Consider the following 12,208-nt stretch of genomic DNA (forward strand, 5'->3'; position numbering starts at 1 on the left):
CCAGTCATGACCGTCTCTGATGAAGCGAAAGCGGTCCACTCCGCCTACCCTGCGGTGGACCTTCACGCCGACACCCTCATGTGGACGCGCTGGCTTGGTTACGACCTTCACGCCCGTCACACGCCACCGTTGCCGCTGGCCGCTTTCGGGGGTCACGTGGACATCCCGCGCATGCGCGAAGGCGGCATGTCCGCGCAGTTTTTCGGCCTGGTCTCGCTGCCCTTGCGCGAGAAGGGCGCCGGGCTCGGGCGCGCGGTGGACGAGCAGATCGACGCGCTCCACGAAGCCATCGATCGCCGCCCCGGCGCACTCCGCCTGGTGAAGCACGCCGACGAGATCCGCGCGTGCGACCGCGAAGGGCGCATCTCCGCGCTCCTCGGCATCGAGGGCGCGCACGCGCTCGAAGGCGATCTGGACCGAATCGACCACTTTGCCCGGCGGGGCGTGCGCTACCTCGGCCTGCTTCATTTCAGCGCCAACGAGGCCGGCTTTCCCGCCTACGGACGCGGACGCCGCGACACGCGCGGGCTCACCGCGTGGGGGCGTGAGCTGGTCGGACGCTGCGAGGCCGCGTCGGTGCTCGTCGACCTGGCGCACATCAACCGGCAAGGCTTTCTCGACGTCTGCGAAATGGCCACGCGCCCGCCCATCGTCAGCCACACCGGCGTGCTCGGGGCCTTCGAACACTGGCGCAACATCGGCGACGACCAGCTCCGCGCCGTGGCCGACAAGGGCGGCTGCGTCGGTGTCATCTTCTGTCCGCGCTACGTCGGAGGCGATGGCCTCGGGCCGGTGGTCAAGCACTTGCTGCACATCCTCGACGTCGTCGGCGAGGACGTGCCGGCGCTGGGGAGCGACTGGGATGGTTTCATCGTCCCCACATCCCCCCTCAAAGATCCGACGGGCCTGCCTCGACTGACCGAAGCGCTGCTCGCGGCCAAAGTTCCCGAGCGCGTGATCGGGAAAATTCTGCGACAGAACGTCCTGCGTGTCCTCGCCGATGCGTAAATGCGGCGCCAAACGCAAAACCAGAAGCGAACTGGAGAGGCCCTGCCGAGGGCATGGGGCACGTCGGTAAACGGTGGGGCCGTTTTCGTGTAGGATAGCTCTGGAATGATCAATCCAGGACAATCCGTGACCTGGATCATTGCGGGGGTCGTCTCGTCGGCCGTGGGGTCGTTGTTCGCCGCCGGCGATGGCGCGCTGGTGACGATTCCCGCCGCGCACCTGCAGTCGCTCACGGAACAAAAGGGCGTCGTGGGCGACGCCTTCCGTCGCTTCACGTTGGATCGACATCGCATCCTTTCGCGATGGCTGGTCGGGCGCATCATCGCCATCAGCATCGCGGCGGTGCTCTACAGCAGGGTCGCCGAAGGCATTTTCATGGCCACGAGCATCGGCGCCTCCCCGGCGCTCGAGACCTTGGCCGCGGTCCTCTGCGCGGTGCTCACCTATGGCACCCTTGCCGCCGGCCTTCTCAACGCTGCGCGTCGCCGCCCGGAGATCCTCGGTTCCCTGGCGCTTCGCTTTCTGCGTCCGCTCGAGTGGCTCGTCTTCCCGCTGGCCGATCCGCTGGCCGCCTTCGGGCGCTTCGTCGGCAGCCGCTTCGAGAAGCGCACCGAAATGGACGCCCGCCGCGCCGAGACGGAGGTGCAGTGGGTCGTCATGGAAGGCGAGCGCACGGGCGCCATCGCCAACGAGCCGGCGGAGATGATCCGCAACGTGCTCGAGTTCAAGGACCTCACCGCCCGCGAAATCATGGTCCCGCGCCGGCGCATCTCGGCCATCGAAGCGTCCATCTCGCTCGAGCGCGTGGTCGCGCTGGTCGCCGCCGACGGCCACTCGCGCTATCCGGTTTACCGCGAGACGCTCGACAACGTGGTGGGGCTTCTCTACGCGAAAGATCTCTTCGCCGTCGTCAAAGAGAAGAAGGTGCACACCACCCGGCTCGCGGACATCTGCCGCTCGCCGGTGCTCTACGTGGTGGAGACGCAGTCGATCCTGAGCATGCTGCGCGAGATGCGCGCGCGCCGGCTGCACATGGCCATCGTCAGCGACGAATTCGGCGGCACCTCGGGGCTGGTCACGCTCGAGGACATCATCGAAGAAATCGTGGGCGAGATTCACGACGAGTACGACACCGAAGTGCAAATTCAGGAGCTGGGCGAAGGTCGCCTCGTCGCCGATGCCGCGGTTCCGCTCGCGGATCTATCCGCGCGTCTGGGCCGCGCCATTCCGGCCGACGGCGAGTTCGAGTCGCTCGGAGGGCTCATCGTCCACCGCGCGGGCCGTGTGCCCGAGGTGGGCGCCACCCTCACCGTCGACGGATTGAAGCTCATCGTGCGCGAGGCCGACAAAACGCGGGTCGTGAAAGTCGAAATCGTCCCCATGGACGGAGCTTCGCGCCCCGCCGCCGCCGCGCCCTCCTAGGTCCAGGTTCCAAGTCAGGTTCCAATGGCGCCGCAACTTCGCACGCGGCAAGGCCGACACTACAATCGAGTCATGGGAAAGCTTTACGAGGGTATCGACGAGCGGCTGTCGCAGTTCATCGCGGCGCAGAAAATGTACTTCGTGGCCACGGCGCCTCTCGCAGGCGACGGCCTTTTGAACCTGTCGCCCAAAGGGCTCGACAGCTTTCGCATCCTCGGCCCCAAGACGGTGGCGTACCTGGACCTCGTCGGCAGCGGCGTCGAGACCATCGCGCATTTGCGCGAGAACGGCCGCATCGTCATTCTGTTCTGTGCCTTCGAGGGACCGCCGAAGATCGTGAGGCTCCACGGCCGCGGCGAATCCTTCGAGCCGGGAGACCGCGAATACGACACCCTCGCGCCATCGTTTCCCGAGCGGCCCAACGCGCGCGCCATCATCCGCATCCACGTCGAGCGCATCTCCGACTCGTGCGGTTTCGGGGTCCCGCTCTACCAATTCGAGGGCGAGCGCACGCAGCTCGACGACTGGGCCGATCGAAAAGGCCCCGAGGGCATCGCCCGTTACAAGGTGGAGAAAAATTCCACGAGCCTCGATGGGCTTCCGGGACTGCTGCGGCTCGGCGAGGAAGGCGAAGGAAGAAGTACACGTTCTCAGCCGTAAGACCTGCTCGAAATGAGCACCCGCGTCGTACAGGCAACGCTTTCCTCCATTGCTTCGTGCTTTCTCGCCCTCGCCCTCACCGGCTGCGGCCACGCCGAGCATCCCGTGTCGGCCACCCCTCCGTCCTGGCTGGACGGACGCGCCGACGAGGTCGCGCGCACGGCCTCCTCGTCGAAGGCCGGGCAGCGCGCAGGCGATACCTTGCGCGGGCACGCGCTCGAGGACGATGGGCGCCAAGAGTGGACGGTCAACCTCGATGACCAACACTGCTACGTGTTCGGCGGCGTCGGCGAGACGTCGGTGCAGAAGTTTGCGCTCTACATCTGGGACCCGCACGGCAAGCGTCAGAACAGCGAGCGCTCCGGCACCTCGACGGCGGTAATGGAATATTGCCCGAAAATCCCGGGTCCCCACCGTGTGCAGGGCAAGGTCGGTGAAGGCTATGGGCACTTTGCGGTGGCCATCTATGCCACCGGCGGCCTGGAAAAACCGCCGCCGCCGGCGAGCATCGAGAAGCTCATCGAGCAACAAGCTTCGTCGGCCGCCCCGGGCGCGGTGCGCACGCACGGTTACTTCGAGAATAGCCCCAACGCCGACAGGACGGACTGGTTTGCCGCCCTGGAGGCGGGCCACTGCTACTGGTTCATCGGCGCCGGCGAGACCGGCCAGGTGAAGAAGCTTTCGATGTACTTGTGGGACTCCCGCGACAAGCGCGTCACCCAGACCTTCGCCGACAGCAACACGGCCATGGTGGGCCACTGCCCCACGGCCTCGGGCATGTACCGCTTCCAAGCCAAGGTCGAGAGCGGGAGCGGCCGGTACAAGGTCGGCGTCTTCGACAAAGCCAGCGGAACGTCCCCCTGACGAACCGGACTCGCGCTAGCTTGCCCGCGCATCGGCATGCAACATCGCCTTCCCTTTCGTGAAGCCCCCCGCGCGATCCGGCTCCATCGGCCGGCCGCGGCCGCAGGCACACCGCCACGCGTTCCCTTTGGGCTTGCCGCGTGGTCCGACGATCCGAGCGCGCCCGTGTTGGCCATCGAACTTGGCCCGCTCGCCGGCAGCTCGTTTCTCGATCTCACATCGCAAATCGCGGGGACATTGCCCGAACCGACGTCGATGCCCGCGGGCGCATGCGTCGTCGTCCTCGGCGAGGCTCCGGCCCCCGCAGGCCTCGTCGCTCGCTTCCTTCAGAGCCTTCGGCGCACCGAATCGGTGCCGCGCGCGGCACGCGCCTCCGCGCTTCTCGCCTGCGGCTACACACGGATCGGCGCGGCCCGCGATGAGGCGAGCGCGCACGATCTCGTGTGGGGGTTTGCTCCGTCTTGACGGACTACCGCTGAACCTTCGTCGTGAGGCCGGCCATGAGTTGGTCGGCGCGCTCGATGAGGCCCGGCTTGGAGTCGATCACGATTTCGCTCGGACCGCTCTTGTCGCCTTTGATGTCGCGGATCGCGTTCTGAAGCTGGGCGCCGAGCTGCGCGGCCTGCGTCGAAAGCTCGCTGCGGCACACCTTCTCGAACGACTTGGGCACCACGTAAATGGCGGCGGGACTGCGCGACACATCGCCGCCCGTGTACTTACCGAGCTTGCTCGGTGAGTCGGTCAGCGGGTTGGTGAAGTTGAACTCACCCGGCAACGTCGTGCTGCCTTGCGACAGCGTGATGGGCGCGGTGAGCTGCGCGAGGATGGCCGAATTGTTGTTCGCCGGATCCTTGTCGATGACCACGACCTTGTCGATCACCACCTGGCCCGGCGGGGCCTTGAATTGCTCGTTGAGGGGCTTCTCGAGCTTCGTCAAAAGCCCGAGGAGCGCCTGCTTGCGGTCCTTGAGCGATTGCACCGAGGTCACGAACTCGAGCAGCTGCGCCGTGACATCTTGAGGGAAGGCGCTGAAGCGAACACCCGCCAGCTTGCCTCCATCGAAGTCGACGTTGATGCCACCGAGCTCCTTCGCGAGCGTCGAGGGGAACTGCCGATCTTTCACGAGCGCGGAACGACCCGCCTCGAGCTTCTCGGCCATCTGTTGAAGCTTGTTCTTCGCCTCGCCCACGTCGGCCGCGAGCTGGGTCGCATCTTCGCGGCTCTTGGTGCGGCCTTCGCTGCTGGCCGCGACCTTGCCGACGCCGTAGCCAATGACCAGCGCCACGACGGCGGCGGCGCCGGCGATGAACAGGCCTTGCTTGCGCGCACCGGTGCGCGCTTGCTGAACCGTCGCCTCGTCCACCTCGATACGGGTGGGCTGAGGGGGTTGCGGCGCTCGGTACGGAGCAGCCACGGCAGCAAGCGGGTTCGACGGATCGACGGCAAACGGCGTCGACGCCCCCACGTGCATGCCGGCCATCGGTGGCGGTGGCATTACCGGCGGGGGGGGTTCGTGCGAAACGGGGACCGGAACGGGGATCGCAGCGCCGGCTGAGGGGTTTGCACCCGCCGATGCCTTTCCAAGTCGCGCCTTCAGATCAATCTTAGGCTTTCTTTCTTCGGCCATCGGGCTCCTGCATTCGGGCAGAGACTTTGCGAGAAGGTACGTGCCCTCCACCTCGAATGTCAACGCAAGTGCTCAGTTTCTCGGTGCGCGCACACTTTACACGACGCGCCCACGCGTGCACCTTGTGCTCCGATGGTTTCCACGCCGCGGCGCGTTCTCGTGATCGACAACTACGACTCCTTCACCTTCAACCTGGTGCAGTACCTGGGCGAGCTGGGGGCCGAAACGCGCGTGGTGAAAAACGACGAAATCACTGCGGATGAAGCACTTCACTCCGGCTCGGACGGGCTGCTTCTCTCGCCAGGGCCCTGCACGCCGAACGAGGCGGGCATCTGCCTCGATGTGGTCGCCAAGCTGCAGACCGCGCAGAAGCCTGAGTCGAATATTCCGCTGCTCGGCGTGTGCCTCGGACACCAGACCATCGGCCAGGCCTTCGGCGGGCGCGTGGTCTCGGCCGAGCGGCTCATGCACGGCAAAACCTCGCCCATCGAGCACGATGGCCGCGGCGTCTTCGCCGGCCTTCCCTCGCCGTTCGAGGCCACGCGCTACCATTCACTCATCGTGGAGCGTGCATCGCTTCCAAGTACGCTCGAAGTTTCCGCGTGGACACGCGAAGGGGAAATCATGGGGCTTCGTCACCGCACCTTGGCCATCGAGGGCGTGCAGTTTCATCCGGAGAGCATCCTCACCAAGGAAGGCAAGAAGCTCGTGGCCAACTGGCTCGCCCGTCTCGGTTCGTCCAACTCGATGCAGGGCGCAGCGTGAGCGACGCCTCGCTAGCTGGTTTGGCTGGGCTGGTTCGCTTCGCGGACGTACTCCCGAGGCTCGCAGCGCGCGACATCGATTCACGGCTCGTGCGAGCCGCCTTCGATGCCATTTTGCAAGGTGCGTGGACGCCCACGCAGGTCGGCGCCTTCGCCGTGGCCCTGCGCCTCGCGGGGGAAACCTCCGAGATGATCGTGGCCGCCACCGAAGCGCTGCGCGCGACCATGACCGCGGTCGACGTGGCGGATGACGAGCCGGTGGTCGACACGTGCGGCACGGGCGGCGACGGCGCGCAATCGCTGAATCTGTCGACGGCGGCCGCCATCGTCGCCGCAGCCTCGGGACTGCGGGTGGCGAAACATGGGAACCGGTCGGTCTCGAGCCGCTGCGGCAGCGCGGACGTGCTGGAGGCGTTGGGCGTCCCCACGGACGTGCCGCCCGAGCTCCAGGTCGAGGTGCTGCGGGAGGTGGGCATCGCGTTCCTCTTCGCGCCGGCGCACCATCCCGCGCTCAAGCACGCTGCCCAGGCACGGCGTGAGCTGGGGGTGCGCACCATCTTCAACGTCATTGGTCCGTTGGCCAACCCGGCGCGCGCCACGCACCAACTCGTCGGCGTGTACGACGACGCCCTGCGGCCGATCATGGCGCGGGCCCTCGCCCGCATCGGCGTGCGCGCCGCGTGGGTGGTGCGCAGCGAAGACGGCCTCGACGAGATCAGCCCGTCGGCCTCGACGTACGTCACGGAGCTCTCGCCCGAGGGCACCATCACCGAGCGCATCGTCGTTCCGGAGGACTTCGGCTTCGAACGCCAGAAGCGCGAGGCCTTCGCCGGCTCCACGGCCGAAGAAAACGCGCGCGCCATCTCCACGATTCTGCGCGGCGAACCGCACCCAGCCACGGATGCCGTCCTCCTCAATGCCGCTGCCGCACTCATGGTCGCAGGGACCGCAACCGATCCGCGCGAGGCCGCGGAACGTGCGCGCGAGGCCATCGCTTCGGGTAAAACGGTATCTCTCCTCGCTGCATGGCAACGGGCTACGACTCGCCGGAGGTCCGGTTCCGGCTGACGTTCAACGCAGAGGTTCCGCATGATTCTGGACAAGATCGTCACCTCGAAGCGCGCCGAAATTGCGACGTTGAAAGCGCCGCCGCCCACGACTGCGGGTCCCCGCATCGATGTGGCTGCACTCTTGAAACGTGGCCCCAAGGAGCCGCTGCGCATCCTCACCGAGTTCAAACGAAAGAGCCCGAGCGCCGGTGAGCTCTCGCGCACCCTCTCCTTGGCCGAGCGCGTGGGAGCCTATGCGAAGGCCGGTTCGAGCCTCGTCAGCGTCCTTTGCGATGGTCCGTTCTTCGGCGGCTCGTACGACGACGTCGTCGAGGCGCGCGCCGTGCTCGATCGGGCGGGACGCCCCGTTCCGATCCTCGCCAAGGAGTTCATCCTCGACCCCGTGCAGCTCCAGATCGCGCGCGCCAAGGGCGCCGATGCGGCGCTGCTCATCGTGCGCATTTTGCAGCCAGACGAGGTGACCCGCTTGGTGAAGGCCTCGCGCGAATGCGGCCTCGAACCGCTCGTCGAAGTGGCCACCGAGGAAGAACTCGCGATCGCGCTGAACAGCGGCGCGCGCCTCATCGGCGTGAACGCGCGCGACCTGGACACGCTGCGCATGGATCCCGTGCGCGCCTCGAAGATCGTCGCGGCCATCCCGGCCGATCGCGTCGCCGTCCACCTCTCCGGCCTCAAGACGGAGGACGACGTCCGCGCCCTCTCCAAAGGGCGCGCCGAGGCCGCGCTGGTCGGTGAAATCCTGATGCGCCAGGATGATCCGACGGATCTCCTCACGCGGTTCGTGGCAGCGGCCCGCGAGTAACGGTGGACCTCCACGGCTGGATCGACGTCTATTTGAATCACCTGCGCGTCGAGCGCGCGTTGGCGAAAAACTCGCTCGAGGCCTACGCGCGCGATTTGAACCGCCTCGCGGGGCACCTGCGCAGCGACGACGTGAAGGACATCGCCGCCGCGGACATCGCCGAGCTGCTCGCGGACAATGTCCGCACCGGCTTCGGCGCCCGCTCCAGCGCGCGGCAGCTCTCCGCCCTGCGCGGATTCTTCCGATTCCTCGTGCGCGAGCGCGCGATCGACGCCGACGTCACCACGCTCATCGATCGGCCCAAGCTCGGTCGCAAGCTGCCGCGCGTCCTCTCCTTCGAGGACGTGGAACGGCTGCTCGCCGCCCCCGATCGCACGAAGCCGCGCGGCGTGCGCGATGCGGCCATGATTCATCTGATGTACGCGTCCGGCCTTCGCGTGAGCGAGCTTTGCTCCCTCAAGCTGGCCGATCTCGACATGCAACGCGGCATCGTCAGCGCCTACGGCAAAGGTGGAAAGCGGCGCATGGTCCCCGTCGGGGAGGTCGCGCTCGAGCATTTGCAAATCTACCTCGAGCACGTGCGCGGGCTGCACGCGCGGCCTGAAACGCGCGTGCTCTTCGTCTCCCCGCGCGGCGGACCGCTCACTCGTCAGGGCTTCTGGAAGCTCCTCAAGCGCTACGCCGCGGCCGCCGGCATCACCATGACGCTCTCGCCGCACAAGCTTCGCCACTCGTTCGCGACACACCTTCTGCATGGCGGCGCCGACCTTCGCGCAGTGCAGGCCATGCTAGGCCATGCTGACCTCGGCACGACCGAAATCTACACGCGCGTCGCACAGGACCACGTCCGCCGGGCGCACACCCGTGCGCATCCGCGAGCTTAAGGCGGATGCCTGCTCGCACCGGACGCGAATTCACGCTAGCGTTGAACGCTGTCGTGCAGAACGGAAAGAGGCTCTTTTCACTCATCGAGCCCGAGCGTCGCGAGAGCGCCGTCGTCGTGGAGGTTCCCCACGCCGGCTTGGACGTACCGGCTACCTACCTCGCCAACCTCACCGCGCCCGCGCGGTCCATCGCGCAGGATGCAGATCTCTACGTCGATGAACTCTACGCGGACGCGCCGCTCGAGGGGGCCACGCTGCTCGTGGCGCATACCTCGCGCTACGTGCTCGATTTGAACCGCGGCGAGGACGATTGGGATCGCGAGGCCGTCTCCGCGCCGGCATCGGCGCGCAGTGCTGTGCCCTTGGGCCCTTCGCGCATGCCGCGAGGTCTCATCTGGCGCCTCACGACCGATGGCGCGCCCGCACTTGCGCGGCCGCTCACGTTGGCGGAGCTCGATGAGCGCGTCGATCGCATTCACCGCCCTTACCATCGTGCTCTCTGGTCCGTGCTCGAGCGAAAGCGCGAGAAGTTCGGCTACGCCGTCTTGCTCGCGGCTCATTCGATGCCGAGCAACGCGCGCACACTCAACGGAGAAGCAGGTGCGCCACGCGCCGACATCGTCCCCGGCACCCAGGGTCGAACCACCTCTGCTCCCGTCTTCATCGAATGCGTGGATGCACACGCCCGCGCGTTCGGCTACACCGTACGACACGATGATCCGTATCGCGGCGGATTTTCCGCGCGGCACTATGGTCAACCGCACCGTGGCCTTCACGCCGTGCAGGTCGAGCTGGCGCGCCGGCTCTACATGGATGAGCGAACCTGTGCGCGAAACGGAGGCTTCGATGCGATGCGCTCGTGGTGTCGAAGCTTGGTGGCCAAGCTCGTTCAAACGGCGCTACGCTAGGGGTTTAGGCTGATGGACTCGTTGCCTCCGCTCACGCCTCCGCCACCCATGTCGACGTCCTCGCTCCCACCAGAGGTGCGGCCCATCACCATCGCACCGCGCGCGCCCATCAAGCCGCCGGTGCTGGCGTCGGACATTTTGCGCGAAGAAGTCGCCCCGATGGCCCCGGCGCAGCGCGCCGTGCGGCTTTGGCTCGTCGGTTTCGCGGCGGCGTTTGCGGCCGTGGGCGTGGCCTCGCGGTTGGGATTCGGCCCATCGTCGCTCAACGTCCTCACCGGCTCGCTGGCCACCGCCGTCGTCGCGCTCCTGGCCACGTTTCTGCCCGCGCCGTACGCGGCCCGCGCCTCGCTGGCCATCGTCGCGGGCGTCGTTCCGTTGGGCCTGGGTGCGATGGGCGAAGGTCCCCTTGCCGCTCTGGGCTTCGAGGGAGGGCTTCGCGCCACGGCGGGGCTCGTGCTGATCACGCTGCTCCCGGGCTCCCTGCTCTTCCGTGCGCGCTACCGGGCCTTCCGCGTGGCACGCATCATCCTGGCGCTCACGATTCTGCTGTCGGTGCCGGCGCTGGTCAGCATCGGCATGGGTGCACTGGATCCCGGCACGCCGCTGCTTCTGCGCATCGCCAACGGCGCCGCGCTCCTTGCCTCGCTGACGGCCTTCTGCGGCTTCATGGGCGAGGAGACGACGGGCGGCTGCGGAGGTTGGGCCTTGCTCGTCATCTTCACCCAGGCGGCCCGCCTGGGGCTTCATACGCTGGGCAAGGGTAGCGAACTGTACGGCCACTGGGGCTTCGTCGTCGGAGCCATCGGCGTCTTTGCCGCAGGCGTGCTGGTCGCCTTCGCGATTTTCCAGCTGCTCGCCGTGGCGTTCGCCCGTCAGGCCCGCAAGGTCGACGTTCACCGCATCGTGGGTCCCGGCGCCGAAGATCGGCCCCCGCTGACCTCGATGACCTCCGAGTAAACGCGGCTTTCATCGCCACCTCCGCCGTCTGGGCTTGACAAGCGGCGGGCTTTCCGACAGGTTGCGCCCCTCGCCATGGCTAAAAGTGATATTACAGGCAAGCGCAAGCTCAAGGCGCAAAACGTCTCGCACTCGAACATCAAGACGAAGCGCTGGCAGAACCTCAACATTCAGACCCGCCGCCTCTGGGTTCCCGAGCTGAAGAAGTTCGTGACGCTGAACGTGACCACGCGTGACCTGCGCACGATCGACAAGATCGGCGTCACCGAGTACGCGAAGCAGCACGGCGCCAAGCTCGCCTGACGCAGCACGCCTCGGTTTCACGAGGCGGGGCGGGAGCCAAAACATACGCCTCGAATAGCAGGCCTTCGCCTCGTGCGAAGGCCGTTTGCTTTGGTGCGCTCAGACTGCGGCCGCCGCAGCGGGGGCCTCGCCTTCCGGGCAGGCGGCGCGGCGTTCGAGCACCTCCCATTCCGGGGCGGACAAGTGCTGCCAAGACCATAGGGACCGCGCCGGCGCGGCCGCGTAGTGGTCCAGGAACTCGTCGAGCTCGGCCACGGGCGCGTGCTCTTTGCCCTGGTAGTCCACCATGCAGCCAATCGGGCAGCGCGGCGGGCCGTCGGCCAGCTTGGACCAGTTCGAATCCGCGCGCGCGGCGAAGCGTGCGAACCCTTGCTTGGCGAGCTGCCAGTAGCACTGGTCCATGCGTGCATCGAGGACGGCGCCGAACTCTTTCCACGGCCAGCCCGCGTGGGCGGAAACGATGGGCCACGGAGCGTCGGCGAGGTACGTGTCAGGGCCGACGGCTTCACGCAACCGGCGGGCAAAGTCCCGCGCGGTCGCGCGCCAGTCGTGCGGCACCACCTGACCGGTATCGTCGTGCCGGCTTTCCCATTCGATTTCGGCGTCGCAAATCAGATGACGCACGCCTTGGTTCTCGACCAGATCGCGCACGAGCGCGAGCTGCGCGGGTGCGGTGCTCGGCAGCGAGTACCACCAAGCCGCGCACTCGATGCCCTCCGCGCGAAACGCATCGACGAGCTTGCGCGTCACCTGGCCATTGCTGCGTGACTCCCCCGCCTTCACGGCGACCCACGAGACACCGCAGCGTTTGGCCTTCGCGATGATGTCCGGGACTTTACCGTGCTCGCAGGCGGCGAGCTGCCATATCCAAATACCGAGTCCTGATAACGGATCCATGCCGCTGGCGTCGCAAGGCACGCGCCATGCGCGATCTTCGAT

General features: G+C 67.0%; 14 protein-coding genes. 12 read left to right on the top strand and 2 right to left on the bottom strand.

From position 1 onward, the window contains the following. The first annotated feature begins 6 nt into the window (after positions 1–6). The 5 genes from LVJ94_30700 (at position 7) to LVJ94_30720 (ending at position 4,419) form a co-directional block, all read left to right on the top strand. A complete protein-coding gene (locus LVJ94_30700) occupies positions 7–1,008 on the top strand; it encodes a dipeptidase (GenBank protein WXB01275.1) in 1,002 nt (333 codons plus the stop codon). A gap of 105 nt (positions 1,009–1,113) precedes the next feature. Continuing rightward, complete coding sequence (locus tag LVJ94_30705; protein ID WXB01276.1) at positions 1,114–2,430, top strand: hemolysin family protein; 1,317 nt, start codon at positions 1,114–1,116, stop codon at positions 2,428–2,430. Between the two features lie 72 nt (positions 2,431–2,502). Further along, a complete protein-coding gene (locus LVJ94_30710) occupies positions 2,503–3,090 on the top strand; it encodes a pyridoxamine 5'-phosphate oxidase family protein (GenBank protein ID WXB01277.1) in 588 nt (195 codons plus the stop codon). Positions 3,091–3,102: 12 nt separating this feature from the next. Further along, positions 3,103–3,954: a hypothetical protein gene (locus LVJ94_30715; protein WXB01278.1), complete on the top strand. Its 852-nt coding sequence runs from the start codon at positions 3,103–3,105 to the stop codon at positions 3,952–3,954. 36 nt (positions 3,955–3,990) lie between these two features. Then, positions 3,991–4,419, top strand: a complete 429-nt coding sequence (locus LVJ94_30720) for a hypothetical protein (GenBank protein WXB01279.1) — start codon at positions 3,991–3,993, stop codon at positions 4,417–4,419. A gap of 4 nt (positions 4,420–4,423) precedes the next feature. On the opposite strand, the gene LVJ94_30725 is transcribed toward LVJ94_30720, so the two are convergent. Beyond that, entirely contained in the window at positions 4,424–5,434 is a 1,011-nt protein-coding gene (locus LVJ94_30725; protein WXB01280.1) for a hypothetical protein, read from the bottom strand. Positions 5,435–5,713: 279 nt separating this feature from the next. On the opposite strand from LVJ94_30725, the gene LVJ94_30730 reads away from it, so the two are divergent. The 7 genes from LVJ94_30730 to rpmB all read left to right on the top strand — a co-directional run bounded on the left by LVJ94_30730 (position 5,714) and on the right by rpmB (position 11,269). Then, complete coding sequence (locus tag LVJ94_30730) at positions 5,714–6,346, top strand: aminodeoxychorismate/anthranilate synthase component II (GenBank protein ID WXB01281.1); 633 nt, start codon at positions 5,714–5,716, stop codon at positions 6,344–6,346. Next, a complete protein-coding gene (trpD, locus tag LVJ94_30735) occupies positions 6,343–7,413 on the top strand; it encodes an anthranilate phosphoribosyltransferase (protein ID WXB01282.1) in 1,071 nt (356 codons plus the stop codon). The genes LVJ94_30730 and trpD overlap by 4 nt, the downstream gene beginning before the upstream one ends. A 21-nt stretch (positions 7,414–7,434) precedes the next feature. After that, positions 7,435–8,217 (top strand): indole-3-glycerol phosphate synthase TrpC, encoded by a 783-nt coding sequence (locus tag LVJ94_30740; protein WXB01283.1) that lies wholly within the window; start codon positions 7,435–7,437, stop codon positions 8,215–8,217. A 2-nt stretch (positions 8,218–8,219) separates the two neighbouring features. After that, entirely contained in the window at positions 8,220–9,101 is an 882-nt protein-coding gene (gene xerD / locus LVJ94_30745; protein WXB01284.1) for a site-specific tyrosine recombinase XerD, read from the top strand. A gap of 53 nt (positions 9,102–9,154) precedes the next feature. Further along, entirely contained in the window at positions 9,155–10,009 is an 855-nt protein-coding gene (locus tag LVJ94_30750) for an N-formylglutamate amidohydrolase (GenBank protein WXB01285.1), read from the top strand. Positions 10,010–10,021: 12 nt separating this feature from the next. After that, positions 10,022–10,966: a hypothetical protein gene (locus LVJ94_30755; GenBank protein WXB01286.1), complete on the top strand. Its 945-nt coding sequence runs from the start codon at positions 10,022–10,024 to the stop codon at positions 10,964–10,966. A gap of 75 nt (positions 10,967–11,041) precedes the next feature. Next, positions 11,042–11,269: a 50S ribosomal protein L28 gene (gene rpmB / locus LVJ94_30760; protein ID WXB01287.1), complete on the top strand. Its 228-nt coding sequence runs from the start codon at positions 11,042–11,044 to the stop codon at positions 11,267–11,269. A gap of 99 nt (positions 11,270–11,368) precedes the next feature. Here rpmB and LVJ94_30765 read toward each other — a convergent pair whose 3' ends face one another. Beyond that, positions 11,369–12,166 (bottom strand): hypothetical protein, encoded by a 798-nt coding sequence (locus LVJ94_30765; protein WXB01288.1) that lies wholly within the window; start codon positions 12,164–12,166, stop codon positions 11,369–11,371. Positions 12,167–12,208: the final 42 nt, after the last annotated feature.

The sequence above is a fragment of the Sorangiineae bacterium MSr11367 genome (genome assembly GCA_037157805.1).
Taxonomy (GTDB): domain Bacteria; phylum Myxococcota_A; class Polyangia; order Polyangiales; family Polyangiaceae; genus Pendulispora; species Pendulispora rubella.